Below are 16,659 nucleotides of genomic sequence, written 5' to 3'. Positions count from 1 at the left end.
CGGGTTGTTTTTGATGCGCTGCTGGCTTTAGCTTATTACTTCTGTTGCAACCATATAGCTACTTTTTTCGCGAAGTAGGTTAAAATGCCATCGGCTCCAGCGCGTTTAAACGCCAGCAACGATTCCATTACTACCGGTTCTTCAGCTAACCAGCCATTTTGCACCGCAGCCATATGCATCGCGTATTCGCCACTAACTTGATAAGCAAAGGTGGGCACACCAAATTCATCTTTAACTCTGCGTACAATATCTAAATACGGCATGCCGGGCTTAACCATTACCATATCAGCGCCTTCTTCTAAATCTTGCGCTACTTCGTGTAAGGCTTCATTACTATTGGCTGGATCCATCTGATAGGTTTTCTTGTTACCGCCTTTTAAATTACCCGCCGAGCCTACTGCATCGCGAAATGGGCCATAGTAACTAGACGCATATTTAGCCGAATAGGCCATAATACGCGTATTACCAAAACCGGCGTCTTCTAATGCTTCACGAATAGCGCCAATACGGCCATCCATCATGTCTGAGGGGGCAACAATATCGGCACCGGCTTGTGCATGAGATAGCGCCTGCTTAACTAAAGCTGCGGTGGTGATGTCATTCATAACATAACCAGTCTCATCAATAATGCCGTCTTGGCCATGAGTGGTAAAAGGGTCTAAGGCAACATCAGTAATGATACCAAGCTCTGGCACCTGCTGTTTTAATAAACGTACTGCGCGCTGCAGCAGTGCTTCTGAGTTCCAGGCTTCTTCGGCCTGCAACGACTTTTTATCGGCGGAGGTTACCGGAAAAAGCGCGATAGCCGGTATACCTAACGCAACCAGCTCTTTTGCCTCGGCTAGTAGTAAATCGACACTTAAGCGCTCAATGCCAGGCATGGACGCAATAGCTTGACGCTGATTTTCGCCCTCAATAATAAACATTGGGTAAATTAAATCATTAACGGTTAACTGGTGCTCTGCCATTAAGCGACGGCTAAAATCGTGTTCGCGCATACGGCGTAAACGACTAGCGGGAAAAAAGCGGTTAGTGTTCATTAACTTCTCCTGATAATGCCCTAAAGGCTACAGCTGCAGTGGCAGGATAACTGTGCACTTGATTACGGCCGGCTTCTTTTGCACGATATAACGCCGAGTCGGCAAAACGAATATAGTCATCGTTATCGCTTTCTGGGCCAGGTATCGCTGCATAGCAGCCTGCGCTTAATCTAAGTTCGAAAGATTGCTCTGTGGTTTTCTGTGCGGTTTCTAAGTTTTGGCGAATTTTCTCTGCCAGCTGCCAAGCACCTTGTAAGTTAGTATTTGGCAAAATTAAGGCAAATTCTTCACCGCCATAGCGGAATAGTTTATCAGCTGAGCGTTTTAATTGTTGGCGAATAAACGCAGATACTTGTTTTATCGCCTCATCGCCAGCTAGGTGACCGTGGGTGTCGTTAATTCGTTTAAAATGATCTATGTCTAACAGTACTAAAGCCAATACTCTTTGCTCACGACGACTGCGTTTTATTTCGGCGCGCATTTGGCTATCAAAGTAGGCGCGGTTATAAATACCGGATAAGGCATCAACTTGGGTTTGTTGTTGTAGTTGCTGATTTTTTTCCGCTAATTCATCTAAAGTAATTTGTAGCTCAAAGCTGTGGCTGCGCAATTCAGCTTCTAGCTCAGCCGCGGCTTTTTTCCAGCGGTTTAGCGTTTTTGCACCGGCCAAGCCAGCAACAACTAGACCTAGTAGCAAACCGGCAGCAAAATACAGCAGCAACTCGGTCATGCTAAGCCTCCAAGGCTACTAGGTGATCAGGTAGATTAAATAAGCGCCGGCTATTGCTTAGCGTGATTTCTGCAAGCGTCGATAGCTCAAGCTGGCGCAATGTCGCCACGGTTGCTGCAATATGCGGCAAATGCTTGGGTTCACAGCGTCTACTCGCAGGTTTAGGGGTTACATTGCGGGGTAGTAAATAGGGGGCGTCAGTTTCTAGTAGTAGCCTATCTAACGGAATGTAATGCAGCGCTTGTCGCAGTGCGTCACCCCGACGCTCATCGCAAAGCCAACCGGTAATGCCAATATATAAGCCTAAATCGAGCCACGCTTTTAATTGTTGTGTATCGCCAGTAAAACAGTGAGCGACACCATGCTTAATATTCGCCTCTTTTAACATGGCCAGTTGGGTATCAAAGGCGTCGCGTTCATGTAGATAAACGGGTTTAGTTGTTGTCCTGGCTAATTGTAACTGTTCGGCAAATACGTGCTGCTGCGTTGCTCTGGGCGAAAAGTCACGATTAAAATCTAAACCGCATTCACCTATTGCAATTACTTCTGGGTTTTTTAGTAAAGCTTGTAATTGATTAAGCCAATTAGGCTCGGTATTTGCGGAATAATGAGGGTGTACACCGGCTGTGCTAAAACAGCCTTTAAGTTGCGCGCAAAACTGGCGATTTTGTTCGCTTTCTGCAATATCACTGCCTATTAGTATAAGCTGGCGCACCCCAGACTCTGCTGCTGCGTGCAAGATCCCAGCTCGGTCAGTATCAAACTGACTGTTAAATAGATTTATACCAATATCGCACCAAATAAGCATACTATTGCTCGCGTTTTACTCGAATTGCTCGGTTACTATCATCGTTACCAAGAAAAAAAGCACCAAGTGCACCGCGTTTAATATAGTGTTTATCACCGGGTTTAACCGGATAGTAATCATTACCTTTTTGTAGCCAAACTTGGCCGTTGGTAAACTCTATGATTAATTCTTTATGAATGGTTTTTGATACTGTTTTGACCGTAGCATAAATTTTATCAACCATTAGCTCTGTATTTTGCTTATGCTCCATACCAAATATATTTTCAGAATTTTGCTCGGTAATGGTATTTTCTGGCACTGAATTAGTCGGTACTGGACTTTCTGCTATGGTGGCATTGGTTGCAGTAATAGCAGAGCTCGTTGTGTTGGTGTTTGTTGCTATTGAATCGTAGCAGCTAAGACGGCGCAGGGCATTGGCTTCTGCGCGGCAGACTTCAACAGCTTGTTCAATTGGAACCGCCGCTGCAGCGCCGGTTGTTACAGCAAGTAAAAATAAAGCAGCAAGTTGTTTCATAGTTTGGGTTCCTGTTGTTCTGCGTCGTCAGTAGTAGTTGGCTGATAAAACCGGCTTAGTTGTAGACCAAGTTCAAATAATAACCACATTGGTACAGCCAGCAAGGTTTGTGATAACACATCTGGTGGCGTTAGTAACATGCCGAGAATAAAAGCACCAACAATAATATAGGGGCGCTTTTCTGCAAGATCGGCGCGTGTTGCTACGCCGGTCCAAACAATCAATAAAATAGCGATAGGAATTTCAAACGATAAACCAAAGGCAAAAAATAGCTTAAGTACAAAATCAAGATAACTACTAATGTCAGTAGCTACGGTAACACCTTCAGGTGCTACGCTGGTAAAAAAGCCGAAGATAATAGGGAATACAATATAATAAGCGAAGGCAATACCACTATAAAATAATAAGGTGCTACTGATAACTAAAGGCGCCATTAAACGCTTTTCGCGGTTGTAAAGGGCAGGAGCAATAAACTGCCAAACTTGTAATAGTATGTAAGGAATAGCCAAACAAATGGCGACAATAAAGGTAAGTTTGAATGGTGCAAAAAATGGCGCGGCTACGTCGGTGGCTATCATGCTGCTGTTTTCCGGCAGCACGGCAATGAGTGGTTTTGCCAACAGGTGGTAAATATCTTGGGCAAAAGCCGCAAGCGCAGCAAACACTACAATAATCGCTACTACACAGCGTAATAGCCGATTGCGTAGTTCTAATAAATGCCCTAATAGGCTATCGGGGTTAGTGTTTCGGCTCATGTTGTTTTTCGTTACTACTTAAAGGTGTAGTTACATCAGATGCTGCTTGTTTTAGTTCAGCTAGTGCGGCTTGCTCTGATTCAGTTAAATTTAACAGCCCTTTGGCTTCAGCGTCTTTTAATTTTTGATGTAAGTCGTGTGCCCGCAGATCGGCGCTCAGCTCAGCCTGCATCTGTTGGCCAAATTGTTTAAGGTTGCGCACCACCTTATTTGCTGAACGAATAGCGCCAGGCAAACGCTCTGGCCCCAGCACCAGTAAGGCAACAACCGCAACGACTACTAGCTCCCAGAAACCCATTTACACTTTATCTTTGTCAACAGGTTGAGTGGTGTGTGCTCGTTCTGCATCGGTTTTAGCGTGTTCTGATAGCTGAGCAGATGGCGGAGTATCATCTGTTTTCGCTTCTTCTTTCATAGAATTACGAAAACCTTTAACCGCAGAGCCTAGGTCTGTGCCTATACCTCGTAGCTTTTTTGTACCGAACAACAATACTATAATCGCCAGTACAATGAGTAATTGCCAAATACTGATATTGCCTAACATGGGTAATCCTCTTTATTAGTAAATCACTTTTAATGCAATCTTTGGTTTTTAACGCCAAGCTTTAATGGCGCAGCCAAAACTCACTGTTAATAAGGCGACTGCTACAATATGGCTGCTAAAACTAAACACTATACTAGCACTGATTAGGCTGGCTGCAGACAGTGTTGCGGCAATAATTTGTGCTTTAGCTTGATGTTGTTGCTGCGCGAGTTGTTGCAATTGTACAAGTAGTTGACGCTGCTGTTTTGGCCCTTGTTCAAGATACTGATGCAGTAAATTTGGCATTTGTGGCAATTTTTCTGCCCAAAAAGGTAAGTTTTCTTTAACTTGGCGCCAAATTGCTGGTAAGCCAACTTGTTGTTTTACCCAGTTTTCCAAGAACGGCTTGGCGGTTTTCCATAAATCAAGTTGCGGATAGAGTTGTCGGCCTAAACCTTCAATATAAAGTAAGGTTTTTTGAAGGAGTACTAGCTGTGGTTGCACTTGCATGTCGAAGCGTCGCGCGGTATTAAACAAATTAAGTAACACATGACCAAAAGATATTTCTGCCAAAGGTTTTTGAAATATTGGCTCGCAAACTGTACGAATTGCACTTTCAAACTCTTCTACTTTGGTATGCGCCGGTACCCAACCAGAGTCGACGTGTAGTTGTGCTACTTTTTTGTAGTCTCGATTAAAAAACGCGACGAAGTTTTCAGCTAAATAGCGTTTATCTTCCGCATTTAAAGTGCCAACAATGCCGCAGTCGATACCAATATATTGCGGGTTTTCTGGCGTGTTTCGCGAAACAAAAATATTACCTGGATGCATGTCGGCATGAAAAAAGCTGTCGCGAAATACTTGTGTAAAAAACACTTCTACACCGCGCTTTGCCAGTAGTTCCATATCGGTACCTTGAGCTTGCAGCGCTGCAATATCCGATACTGGAATGCCATAAATACGCTCCATAACCATAACGTTGGGTCGGCTGTAAGCACTGTAAACAAAAGGAATATACAGTGATTCAGAGCCTTCAAAGTTACGTTTTAGCTGAATAGCGTTAGCCGCTTCGCGTTGTAAATCCAGTTCATCTAAAATAGTTCTGCGATATTCAGATACCACTTCACGTGGCCGCAGCCGTTTGCCATCGGGTAAAAAACGCGCCGCCGCTTCGGCTAGAGTATCCATGAGTGCTAAGTCAGCTAAAATTTGTTGCTTAATATCAGGGCGTATTACCTTAATAACGATATCCGCAAGGCTGCCATCATCTTGTAGTAACTTAGCACAATGCACTTGGGCGATAGATGCGGAGGCGAGCGGTGTTTGCTCAAAGTCGATGAACAGCTGGTCAATGCTAGTCAGTTCTAACGCTTGTTCAATGAGGTATTGCGCCTGCGCACCATCAAACGGCGGTACTTTATCTTGCAGTTTGGCAAGTTCATCGGCTAAATGCGCTGGGAAAAGGTCGCGTCTAGTTGAGAGCATTTGGCCAAATTTTATCCAAACTGGCCCTAAGCTTTGTAGCGCTAGGCGCAAACGTACACCTATTGGCTGGTCTGGATGACGATTGCGTAACCAAAATAAACTGCGGCGAAATAACCTAGCGTACCAAGGCTGCCATTGCGCAGGAATTAACTCATCTAAGCCGAATTGCAGTAAGGTTTTCTGAATATGATAAAAGCGACTAATACGCACTAGGACTCCTGAAATGTATGCAGTTTTTGCTGCAATACATCAACTTTAGCGGCAAGTTGGCTAACGTCGTTACTAAATTGTGCCATTTCTACTGAGCACGGCGTCAGCTTTAGTTCGTCTTGGGCAAGCTCAGTGCTCATTTGACTTAGTGTGGCGCTTTTTTCATTAAAATATTGTAGAGCTTGCTGTAGGCCTATGGCTATTTTGTGCGCGGTGCTATCACCAACATAATTTGATAAAGTTTGTTGCCAATCAGGGCTTAACTGCTCAAAGAAGTGACTGTATTGTTGTGCTACTTGAATGTCGCCGTCAATTTGTAACACATCGGCCTTAATTAACTTGGTTAGTTGGCTTGGCTCTCGTAGTAAACGTAAACTGGCAATATTGGTTTGAATTGCGCAGTCTACTGGCTCATCGTGCTGGTTAAATAATATAGCATCGCTGCTTGCGCTAATTACCAACGTGGTTGGCCACTCTTTAAGCCGAAACGATAATTGCTTACCGCGCAGACGTGCCAGCCTTGATTCAGCTTCTGGGTCCATAGCAATAAGTTTTGCCAGCACTTTCTCTGCAACAGCACAAAACAGTTGAGGCAGTAGTGGAAACATCAAAATTTATAGCCTCGATGCAGCGCGACAATACCACCGGTGAGGTTATGGTAACTAACTTCAGCAAAGCCCGCGCTTTGCATCATGGCTTTTAAGGTTTCTTGATCCGGATGCATGCGAATAGATTCAGCTAAATATTGGTAGCTTTCTTTATCGTTAGCGACAAGTTGCCCCATCATTGGCAGCAGTTTAAATGAATAGAGATCATATACTTTGCTTAGCCATTCTTGTTCTGGTTTTGAAAATTCTAGCACTAGCAGCCGACCACCCGGCTTTAGCACGCGAAATATAGAACGTAGTGCAGCATCTTTATCGGTAACGTTGCGTAAGCCAAAACCAATACTAACAATATCAAAACTATTATCAGCAAAGGGTAGAGCCTCAGCGTTGGCTTGCACGTATTCAATATTGTTAACCAGCCCTAGATCTCGCAGTTTATCGCGGCCAACATTCAGCATTGAGGCATTAATATCAGCTAACACTACCTTACCGGTGCTACCAACCCGCTTAGAAAATAGCGCGGTAATGTCGCCGGTGCCACCTGCAAGATCGAGTACCTGCTGACCCGGACGCACACCACTGCAGTCAATGGTGAACCGTTTCCATAGTCGGTGTACGCCCAATGACATTAAATCGTTCATTAAGTCATATTTCGCTGCAACAGAATGAAATACGTTCGCTACCATAGATACTTTTTGTTCGGCGGCAACCGTTTTGTAGCCAAAATGCGTGGTGTTTGAATTTTGATCAGTCATACAGCGGGCCCGTTGGCAAGGAAATATGCTTAGTGTAAAAGATAACAGCGCTCAGGCCAACTTATCTGTTGGCTTTATCCATCGAGTTAGGTTGCGAGCATGGTTTCGTTAGCGACTTGGTTGCGGCCGCGCTGTTTAGCCAGTAGCAGTACTTCAGCCGTTCTACCTAAAAACTGGTACCAATTTTCCGTTTGTTGGTATAGAGAGACGCCCAACGAGATGGTTACCTTAGGTAGCGTTTTTTTGGTGCGAGAGGAGACAAAACGCAGCTTTTCAACGCCGCGGCGCACTTGTTCGGCAATTTCGCTGGCGCTACGAAGATCAACATCCGGCAGTAGAATCAGAAATTCTTCGCCACCCGATCGTACAGGCAGACCGCTATTTTGCACGTAGCTGCTAACTTTACGCGCCACTTTAGATAAAATAACATCACCGATAGTGTTGCCATACTCTAAGTTAAAACGGCTAAAATGATCAAGATCTACGGCAATAGCGGCAATACGACGGCCCGGCTGCTCACTAAACCAAATATCCAACTGATTTTGCATCGCAAGTCGATTATATAAACCAGTAAGTGGGTCGAGTAGGCGTTGCTGCTTAAGTTGTTCTAATTCATGGCGTAATTGATGGCTTTGCTGATTAGCTAATAATAGCTGTTGTTGCATCTGCTGTTGGCTAAGCCGAAACTCTGTAGTGGAATGTTGTAACTGGTTCACAATATTTAGTAATGGCGTATCAGCACCTAAGTTTTTTATCTGCAGCATACTGCTATCTAATTGCTGGATATAGTTATCTAACTGCTCCGCAGCGACATCAGAGTAAGCAGCCATGCGGCTAACCATGCTTGATGCTTCTTGTAGTAATTGTTCCTGTTGTGGATTTGCCGGTGCTAAAAAACGAATATATAGCTCCGCCATAACAAAATCATCAAGCGGTGCTTTAGCTAATAACTTATGTTCAATAATGTGACAAAGCTCAGAATTATAGCCGCTTATATATTCATAGCTGACCGCATAATTAATTGGGTGTGCCGCAAGATTAGTGCGTTGAAGGAATAATTTAACCTGAGCTGCCTTATCACTGGCTTGTTGTAGTGAATCCTGATATTTCATAAGGCCACACAAAACTCCGGTTATGTTGCGATTTGGGTTTATCTTAACGAATGTTAATGCTTTCGATGCAATGTAATAGTACGCGAATATAAGTAACAGGCAACAGCGGTAAGGCGATCGTTAAATAGTAACTATAAAATTACCGCGTATTGATGAATATATAAGCATCAGTATTACTTTGCTGCAAAGCGACTAACAGTAAGTGTTGTCAGTTGGGCTTACTGTATTCTGTGTATGAATTGATTACAATCGACTAGTCTTTTTATTTGTGGAAATAATTAAAATGAAAATAGTGCTTAACACTAAATTAACCATATTAAAGATTGGTGTAATTATATTGTTATCAGGCTGTGCGGTAAGTAATAATAACGCTGACCAAGGTTTTACGAAATTAGCCGAACAGTTATGGCAAGCAGAGCAAAAAATAAGTAGAGCCGGGCCTGGGCAGCTTACTGATATGTCGCCAGCTGCGTTAGAGCAGCGTCAGCAGCAGCGTTTGAGTTGGCAACAACGGTTACAGCAAGTTAATGTTAACGCTTTATCAGAGCAAAACCAGATTAACCACGCCATTCTAAGTTATCGCTTAGCCGATGATATTGATGAGTACCGCTTTGGTGCTCACTATATGCCGCTAACGTCAGAATCTGGTTTTCACGCTAATTTAGGCTTTTTACCACAACGAGCGCAATATCGTAGTGCAAATGACTATCAGCTTTATATTCAGCAATTAGCAGCAATACCGCGCTATATGCAACAACAGACGGATTGGATGAAACAAGGTATAGCAAAAGGTGTAACTCAACCTAAAGCTGTATTAACGGGTTTTGAGCAGGGCATTATTTCGTATGTCGTAAATGATCCGCGTCAAAGTGTATTTTTTCAGCCATTCCTATCACAGCCGTCGTTTGTCAGCACCGCGGATTGGCAGCAATTAAGCGATGAAGCCGCAGAGAAAATTAGCAACTTAGTTAACCCTGCTTACCAAGCCTTTTATGATTTTATGGTAAAAGAATATCTGCCTGCCGCGCGCGATACCATTGCGGCCAGTGCGCTACCGCAGGGTGCTGAATACTACCAAAACAGGTTGCAACACTATACCACTCTGCAGTTAACTCCCGCCGAGGTGCATCAGATAGGTTTAGATGAAGTAAAGCGGATCCGAGCTGAAATGCAGCAAGTTATCCAAGATACTGGGTTTACAGGTAGCTTTGCTGATTTCATTCAATTTTTGCGTACTGATCCGCAATTTTACGCCAAAACCCCGGATGAGCTAATGCATTATGCTGCCTTTTTAGCCAAGAAATCGGACGCGCAACTACCAAAACTATTTAAAACCTTACCGCGCACGCCTTATGGCGTAATACCCGTGCCATTAGAAATAGCGCCTAAGTACACTACTGGCAGATACTCAGGGCCATCGCGTGATGACCAAGCTGGCTTTTATTGGGTTAACACTTATCGACTAGATAGACGGCCTTTGTATGAAATGGAGGCCTTGACGCTACATGAAGCGGTACCAGGGCACCATTTACAGGTCGCGTTGGCGCGTGAGCAGAGCGCATTACCAGATTATCGCCGCAGTTTCTACACTTCAGCATTTGGTGAAGGTTGGGGTTTGTATTCAGAGTATCTCGGGTTAGAAATGGGTTTCTATCAAGACCCTTACAGTAACTTTGGTCGTTTAACTTATGAAATGTGGCGTGCTGCTCGTTTAGTCGTGGATACCGGCATGCACAGCATGGGCTGGAGCCGACAGCAGGCGATAGATTTTCTTGCCAGCAACACGGCATTGTCAATGCATAATGTTACTACTGAAATAGACCGTTACATTAGTTGGCCGGCACAGGCGTTATCATACAAACTGGGTGAGATCACGATAAAGCGGTTGCGTGTTGAAGCAGAGCAGGCGTTGGGTGAGCGCTTTAATGTGCGCGAATTTCATGACGTAGTCTTGGGCAATGGCAGTTTACCGCTGGCGGTGTTAGAGCAACAAGTGCGGCGTTATATTGCTGAAAAAAATAGCAAAATATAAACACAAACAAAAAACAGCAGCCAATTGGCTGCTGTTAATGTCTTATTGTTACTCTAGGTTCAGTATTAATTTGGCCTTCAATATCTATTGCCGCCATTTTGCTACCCGAACACAGTACAGCCAAACTGCCGTTGGCAATGTGGCGTACAAAAAGTAAGTCGTACCCAAAGCGTTGCAGTTCGGCAACTGAAAATTTTTGGGCTAGATTCAAATCATCCCAGAAAAAATGTATATCCTTATCCACCTGGCGCCTTTCGTTTGACATTACTGGCTCCAACCACAAGGGATCACTGGTTTTTATTTAATCAGCTATGTTAGTTATGCAACCCGTTCTCGCTCTGCATATTGTTACAGACATAACCAACATTTAATTACTGCACTATAAAATAATGCCCATAAAGCTTAGTTGAACTTTTAAATTTGTCTAGTGTAATTATTTTGCCAGCCATAGATGCACGGTATCAAATTAACGGTAGGGCAAAAACCCCGCGTTAAACACGAAAAGTGACTTTGCTGATCGCGGTTGTTTGCGGCAGAATATCGTTGTACTTTAGGCAAGCGCAATATAAGGAGCTGCAATGAGTCAGGTATTACAAAATTTGCTCGCGTTATTAAAATTAGAGACTATTGAGCAGGGCCTGTATCGCGGCCAAAGCCAGGATTTGGGATTTAAATCGGTATTTGGCGGCCAAGTAATGGGGCAGGCGCTATCGGCTGCGAAAGAAACTCTTGCTGAAGATCGTAAAATTCATTCTTTTCACTCTTATTTTTTACGGCCTGGCGATGCAGATAAAGCCATCGTCTATGAAGTAGAAAATATCCGCGATGGTAAAAGCTTTAGCACGCGCCGTGTAAGCGCAATACAGTTTGGCAAGCCCATTTTTTATATGACAGCATCTTTTCAGGCTGAAGAACAAGGTTTTGAGCACCAAGACATTATGCCGGAGGTGCCTGCGCCAGAAGATTTAGTCTCAGATTTAGAATTTTATCAGCAGCACGCTGATTTAATACCCGAGAGCTTGCGCAGCAAATTTATCTGCGAAAAAGCTATTGAAATGCGAGCAGTTGATTTTCAAAACCCGTTTAAAGCAGAAGTTAGCCCAGCAAAACGTTATGTTTGGTTTAAAGCTAACGGGCCAATGCCAGATGACTTGCGTGTACATAAGTATATGTTGGCTTATGCGTCTGATTTTAATTTTTTACCGACAGCATTGCAGCCACATGGCCAGTCATTTATGGCGCCTAATATGCAAGTTGCGACTATTGACCATGCCATGTGGTTTCATCAAGACTTTCGCTTTGATGATTGGTTATTATATGCTGTTGATAGCCCAAGTGCGTCAGGTGGCCGAGGACTAGTTCGCGGGCAGTTTTTCAATCGATCTGGTAAACTGGTTGCGTCTACCATGCAAGAAGGTGTTATTCGCGCTTACCCGACCAGCCGCTAAAGCATGCTGGTCGGAACAATATTATGGATACTTTGTAATACATCATTACGCAATAGCATACTTATGGTGGTATTAAGTTCCGATAATTGTGGTGTAGTAAGAACGCGATTAGTTTCGTCAGTGCGAATATAAGCGCTATCTTTAAGTGCGTTTACTAAGGTAGAAAACAGCTGCTTGTCATTATATTCTGGTGCGGTTATGCCGTGTAAATTGAGCATTCTCTGTGCCAGCTCGTGGCTTTGTTTTTCTAAATCAATCCGACTTTGTGGACCTTGGCTTTCTATTAGTTGTAATAGCATGGCATAGCGTTGCAGTGTGTGTTCGGCGTTATGAGCCAGCAGGCTTAACATAAAGTAGCCTTGGCTGCGCTGAGTGGCTGAACGATAGTTTTCGCCATACTGCTCAGCAAGGCCGGTATCAACAAAATAGTTTAGCAAACTGGCACAGTGAGCATCTAAATCAGTAACAGCCAAAAATAATTCTTGTTGTAGCAGCGGATACAGCTGCCGCACTATGGTGATTAGCTGAGCTTGATTTATTTCACGTTGATGTAGCAGTGCGCTAGCGATAATGGCGGGCAAAATAAATAAATGTAGGATGTTATTGCGATAATAACTGAGCAAAATAGCGTTATCCTCGCTGAGGCTAATTAGCTGGCCAAAGGTGTCGGTTTGCTGCTGCACTTTTTGTAATGTAAGCGCATGTTCAATTAGCTGCTCAGCGCTTTCGTTGGGTAAAGTTACTTGCGCATGATAAGGCACAGTTTTCTGCAGGCCGAGATACAACTCGATTTGCTGTGTTAATTCAGTACGCGTTAGGGCTTTTTTATCGGTCGCTAATAAGCACAAAGCAATAAGATTAATACTATTAATGGCAGCCGCTTGGTTAATGCGCTGCATCATAGTGTCAGCCAATGTAGCAACAACGGGATTAAGCCACTGCGGCTTTTGCACTTCTATTGGATCAATGTCTTGTTTCCAATCAGGCACGTGCTGATTCAAATAGCTGTTCAGCGTAATGGGTTCGCCAAAGTTCACATGGCCATAACCATAATCACGTAAATTACGAATAGCTTTTAACACACCAAGCGCCGATTCTTTTTGTTTGCCAGAACCTTTTAACTCGCGCAGGTAAGTGTTCACTTCCATTACATGCTCATAACCTAGATAAACGGGTACTAAGGTTACTGGACGATCAATGCCTCGCAGCATCGATTGCAAGGTCATGGCTAGCATACCGGTTTTAGGTTGTAGCAGCCGGCCGGTGCGACTTCGTCCACCTTCTGTATAGTATTTAATTGAGTAGCCTTTACTAAATAACTGACATAAATACTCACGAAATACCGCGGAATAAAGCTTGTTACCACTAAAGCTACGCCGAATAAAAAAGGCACCGCCGCGGCGAAAAATTGGCCCAGCGGGCCAAAAGTTTAGGTTAATACCCGCAGCAATATGTGGCGGAGCTAAGCCTTGTTGATAGATAACATAGCTTAGTAGCAGGTAATCCATATGGCTGCGATGACAGGGTATGTAAACAACCTCATGGCCTTTTTGTGCAAGCTCGCGCAGCATATCTGCATTATTTATTTTAATGCCGGTATAAAGTTTGTTCCATAACCAACGTAGAACCCTGTCGCCGACGCGTAATGTAGATGCGCGGTAATCTGCTGCTATTTCAAGTAACAGTTTCTTAGCTTCTTGCCGAGCTGAAGCGACCGAAATACGTTTCGCTTTGGCTTCATCTTCTATTACTTTTTTTAACGCGGGCGAGGCGAGTAATGAGTTAAACAGTTGCGCCCGATTCGCTAGTTTAGGGCCAGTAGCTGCCAAACGTTGTCGGTAAAAGTGAAAGCGCGACATACGCAATAACTTGTGTGCGGTTTCTGCCTCAGCACCAAATTGTGCTGCCATTTGTCGTAGTTCGACCGCACGACTAAAGCGTACTAATGTATGGCGGCCAGAAATTAATACTATAAGCAGCTTGGCCAACCAATTTGGTGCATGAGCTTCACCTAGCAGCCATCTGATACTGTTTTCTTTTCCCGGTGCGCGGCCCCACAACAATGCTATAGGTACTAGTTGTGCGTCTAGTTGCGGGTTATCTAAATGCGCTTGTAGTAACGCTCTACCTTGAGCTAATGCTTGGGTTTTGCCACGTTTAAACACTAAGGTATGTGGCTTTTCCAGAAAGAGCGTACGTAGGTACGTCTTACCGTTTAGGTTAACGTCATCTGCCGGATCAGGCAGGCCTAATTTTTTACAGGCACGGCGAATGGCGGCGAAATCGGCAGGTGATTCGGTAGCACAAATATAAAAAAATGGTCTGTTTTTATCTAACTCAAGCTCATTCACTGGTTGCTCAGGGACAATTTTGTACTTCAACAGTGGCAACATCGGCCATTTTAATAAGGCTGCAAATAATTTTATCGGCCGAAACATCGCCATCTCACCCTAAGCAAAAAAGGGGCATAGCATAACATGGCAATGCAGCGCAGAAAATTGCGTATAACCAGAAACTTGCAATTGCAATACGCCTGTATATACTCACAGTATTCACTGTACAGGTAACCAGCACTATGAGACCACTAACGCCAAGACAAGCAGAAATCCTGCAACTGATAAAAACCTATCAACAAGATAGCGGAATGCCACCAACACGCGCCGAGATAGCGCAGCAGTTAGGTTTTAAGTCAGCAAATGCTGCTGAAGAGCATTTAAAAGCACTGGCAAAAAAAGGCGCGATAGAAATGATGCCTGGCACGTCGCGAGGTATTCGCTTAATTGACACTAATGAACCTGAACAGTTAGGTTTACCTTTAATAGGTAAGGTAGCCGCCGGCCAACCTATTTTAGCTGCTGAGCACGTGCAGGAGCATTATCAGGTTGATGCTAACCTGTTTAAGCCGCACGCCGATTTTTTATTGCGGGTGCAGGGCATGAGTATGCAGGATATTGGTATATTAGATGGTGACTTACTGGCAGTACATAAAACTAATCAAGCCCAGCCGGGGCAAGTAATTGTAGCTCGTGTTGACGAAGAGGTAACGGTAAAGCGTTTCCAACGTGATGGCAGTACTGTGTTGCTACAGCCAGAAAATAAAGATTTCGACGTAATTAAAGTAGACTTGCGTGCACAGCATTTTGCCGTTGAAGGTTTGGCTGTAGGCGTTATCCGCAATGGCTCTTGGCTATAATTTATACTAGAGTCAAAAGGTTATTTTCAAAGATGCGCTGGTATGACCTCATTGGTTTGCCCGCGTTTTTTTGTTTTTGGGGTTTACACTTCGCGTAATTTGGACAATTCTTAAGCTGAAACTGATTAAAAAATAACAATAGGGTCAGTTTTGGTTTCGACGACAATCGTCAAACCCATAATAACAATAATTAGCTGATGAAACTTAACGCATAGATTCGGTGTGGGTGTGTAGGAACCGTGAATTACTGTGTACTTAGTTTCTGCAGTTTGCTTTGCAAAATGACAGAGGAGAAGTCCAGTGACGAAAACGCGTAGTCTTCGTTGGTCGCTGCCAACCCTGCTTTCAGCTGTTTCCCTTAGCGCTAAAGAAATGCCCCTTAATATGACACAAGGGGCTACAGAAATAAGTCAGAAGGTTTATACCCTACACATGACAATTTTCTGGATTTGTTGTGCTATTGGAGCAGTGGTGTTCGGGATCATGTTTTGGTCTATCGTTCGCCATCGAAAAGCACGTGGTGTGCAGCCGGCTCAATTTCATGAAAGCACCAAAGTAGAAGTAGTCTGGACCGCAATACCTGTAGTCTTGCTCATTCTTATGGCCATTCCGGCCACGAAAACATTAATTGCCATGGAAGATACCTCTGAAGCGGATATCACTGTGGTGGTTACTGGTTCGCAGTGGAAGTGGCATTACAAATACCTTGAACATGACGTTGAGTTTTATTCTTTGCTGGCAACGCCCAAAGAACAAATTTCAAACCGCTGGCAAAAAGGCGACAACTACCTATTGGAAGTTGATCGTCCATTAGTGCTGCCGACTGGCAAAAAAGTACGCTTTTTAATGACCTCCGATGATGTTATCCATTCTTGGTGGCTGCCTGCCTTTGCGATAAAAAAAGATGCTAACCCGGGTTTTATTAATGAAACTTGGGCACGTATTGATGAACCCGGAGTTTATCGTGGCCAGTGCGCTGAGCTTTGCGGTAAAGATCACGGTTTTATGCCAATTGTAGTGATTGCCAAAACGCCGGCCGAATTTGACATCTGGCTTAATGCTGAAGCTGAACGCATTGCTAAAGCTAAGGCAGAAGAACAAGAACTTTTGGCCATGAATATGAGTTTAGAAGAGCTGATGAGTGTGGGCGAACGCACCTATGTTGGCCATTGCGCAGCTTGTCATCAACCGAATGGTGAAGGTCTGCCTGGTATATTCCCAGCGTTAAGAGGCAGTGCCATCGCCTTAAATGATCAGCCTGCCCATATTAATATTGTACTTCATGGCAAGGCCGGTACTGCAATGCAAGCTTTTGCTAAGCAATTAAGTTTAAAAGAAATTGCAGCGGTAATTACTTATGAGCGTAATGCTTGGGGTAATAGTACCGGTGAGCTGGTACAGGCTGCGGACGTGTATGCGGTTATGCAAGGTAAAGGGGAATAACGG

The 16,659-nt window shown here is 44.0% G+C and carries 17 protein-coding genes; 4 read left to right on the top strand and 13 right to left on the bottom strand.

Annotated elements, in window-relative coordinates; genetic code table 11:
* Positions 1–35 precede the first annotated feature (35 nt).
* The 11 genes from hemB to MN199_RS12390 form a co-directional block, all read right to left on the bottom strand.
* Complete coding sequence (gene hemB, locus MN199_RS12440) at positions 36–1,040, bottom strand: porphobilinogen synthase (RefSeq protein WP_335739637.1); 1,005 nt, start codon at positions 1,038–1,040, stop codon at positions 36–38.
* Positions 1,030–1,770, bottom strand: coding sequence for a GGDEF domain-containing protein (locus MN199_RS12435; protein ID WP_335739636.1), 741 nt, complete (start codon positions 1,768–1,770; stop codon positions 1,030–1,032). Before MN199_RS12435 ends, hemB begins: the two co-directional genes overlap by 11 nt.
* A 1-nt stretch (position 1,771) precedes the next feature.
* Positions 1,772–2,578 (bottom strand): TatD family hydrolase, encoded by an 807-nt coding sequence (locus tag MN199_RS12430; RefSeq protein ID WP_335739635.1) that lies wholly within the window; start codon positions 2,576–2,578, stop codon positions 1,772–1,774.
* A gap of 1 nt (position 2,579) precedes the next feature.
* Positions 2,580–3,092, bottom strand: coding sequence for a hypothetical protein (locus tag MN199_RS12425; protein WP_335739634.1), 513 nt, complete (start codon positions 3,090–3,092; stop codon positions 2,580–2,582).
* On the bottom strand, positions 3,089–3,847 hold the full coding sequence (gene tatC, locus MN199_RS12420; protein WP_132580905.1) for a twin-arginine translocase subunit TatC: 759 nt from the start codon (positions 3,845–3,847) through the stop codon (positions 3,089–3,091). The genes MN199_RS12425 and tatC overlap by 4 nt, the downstream gene beginning before the upstream one ends.
* Positions 3,831–4,145: a Sec-independent protein translocase protein TatB gene (gene tatB, locus MN199_RS12415; RefSeq protein ID WP_335739633.1), complete on the bottom strand. Its 315-nt coding sequence runs from the start codon at positions 4,143–4,145 to the stop codon at positions 3,831–3,833. Before tatB ends, tatC begins: the two co-directional genes overlap by 17 nt.
* Positions 4,146–4,391, bottom strand: coding sequence for a Sec-independent protein translocase subunit TatA (gene tatA, locus MN199_RS12410; protein WP_335739632.1), 246 nt, complete (start codon positions 4,389–4,391; stop codon positions 4,146–4,148).
* A gap of 48 nt (positions 4,392–4,439) precedes the next feature.
* Positions 4,440–6,065: a ubiquinone biosynthesis regulatory protein kinase UbiB gene (gene ubiB / locus MN199_RS12405; protein ID WP_335739631.1), complete on the bottom strand. Its 1,626-nt coding sequence runs from the start codon at positions 6,063–6,065 to the stop codon at positions 4,440–4,442.
* Positions 6,065–6,673, bottom strand: coding sequence for a ubiquinone biosynthesis accessory factor UbiJ (locus tag MN199_RS12400; RefSeq protein ID WP_335739673.1), 609 nt, complete (start codon positions 6,671–6,673; stop codon positions 6,065–6,067). The genes ubiB and MN199_RS12400 overlap by 1 nt, the downstream gene beginning before the upstream one ends.
* Complete coding sequence (ubiE, locus tag MN199_RS12395) at positions 6,673–7,428, bottom strand: bifunctional demethylmenaquinone methyltransferase/2-methoxy-6-polyprenyl-1,4-benzoquinol methylase UbiE (protein WP_335739630.1); 756 nt, start codon at positions 7,426–7,428, stop codon at positions 6,673–6,675. Before ubiE ends, MN199_RS12400 begins: the two co-directional genes overlap by 1 nt.
* 86 nt (positions 7,429–7,514) lie before the next feature.
* On the bottom strand, positions 7,515–8,540 hold the full coding sequence (locus MN199_RS12390) for a GGDEF domain-containing protein (RefSeq protein ID WP_335739629.1): 1,026 nt from the start codon (positions 8,538–8,540) through the stop codon (positions 7,515–7,517).
* A gap of 283 nt (positions 8,541–8,823) precedes the next feature.
* On the opposite strand from MN199_RS12390, the gene MN199_RS12385 reads away from it, so the two are divergent.
* Positions 8,824–10,572 carry a DUF885 domain-containing protein gene (locus MN199_RS12385; protein ID WP_335739628.1) on the top strand — a complete coding sequence of 583 codons (1,749 nt, stop codon included), beginning with the start codon at positions 8,824–8,826 and terminating at the stop codon, positions 10,570–10,572.
* Between the two features lie 34 nt (positions 10,573–10,606).
* Here the strand turns inward: MN199_RS12385 and MN199_RS12380 are convergent, their stop codons facing one another.
* Positions 10,607–10,837 carry a hypothetical protein gene (locus MN199_RS12380; protein WP_335739627.1) on the bottom strand — a complete coding sequence of 77 codons (231 nt, stop codon included), beginning with the start codon at positions 10,835–10,837 and terminating at the stop codon, positions 10,607–10,609.
* Between the two features lie 313 nt (positions 10,838–11,150).
* Here MN199_RS12380 and tesB point away from each other — a divergent pair, with 313 nt between their 5' ends.
* Entirely contained in the window at positions 11,151–12,020 is an 870-nt protein-coding gene (gene tesB, locus MN199_RS12375) for an acyl-CoA thioesterase II (RefSeq protein WP_335739626.1), read from the top strand.
* Here tesB and plsB read toward each other — a convergent pair.
* Positions 12,017–14,464 carry a glycerol-3-phosphate 1-O-acyltransferase PlsB gene (plsB, locus tag MN199_RS12370; protein ID WP_335739625.1) on the bottom strand — a complete coding sequence of 816 codons (2,448 nt, stop codon included), beginning with the start codon at positions 14,462–14,464 and terminating at the stop codon, positions 12,017–12,019. The genes tesB and plsB overlap by 4 nt on opposite strands.
* Positions 14,465–14,595: 131 nt before the next feature.
* Between plsB and lexA the strand changes: the two genes are divergently transcribed.
* Together lexA and coxB are read left to right on the top strand one after the other, a co-directional pair.
* Positions 14,596–15,213 carry a transcriptional repressor LexA gene (gene lexA, locus MN199_RS12365; protein ID WP_132580923.1) on the top strand — a complete coding sequence of 206 codons (618 nt, stop codon included), beginning with the start codon at positions 14,596–14,598 and terminating at the stop codon, positions 15,211–15,213.
* A 372-nt stretch (positions 15,214–15,585) separates the two neighbouring features.
* Entirely contained in the window at positions 15,586–16,656 is a 1,071-nt protein-coding gene (gene coxB / locus MN199_RS12360; protein ID WP_132586618.1) for a cytochrome c oxidase subunit II, read from the top strand.
* Positions 16,657–16,659 lie beyond the last annotated feature (3 nt).

It is taken from the genome of Rheinheimera metallidurans (assembly GCF_036983985.1).
GTDB lineage: Bacteria > Pseudomonadota > Gammaproteobacteria > Enterobacterales > Alteromonadaceae > Alishewanella > Alishewanella metallidurans.
The sequence above is the reverse complement of the archived record's forward strand: the minus strand, read 5'-3'. Positions and strand labels throughout refer to the sequence as shown.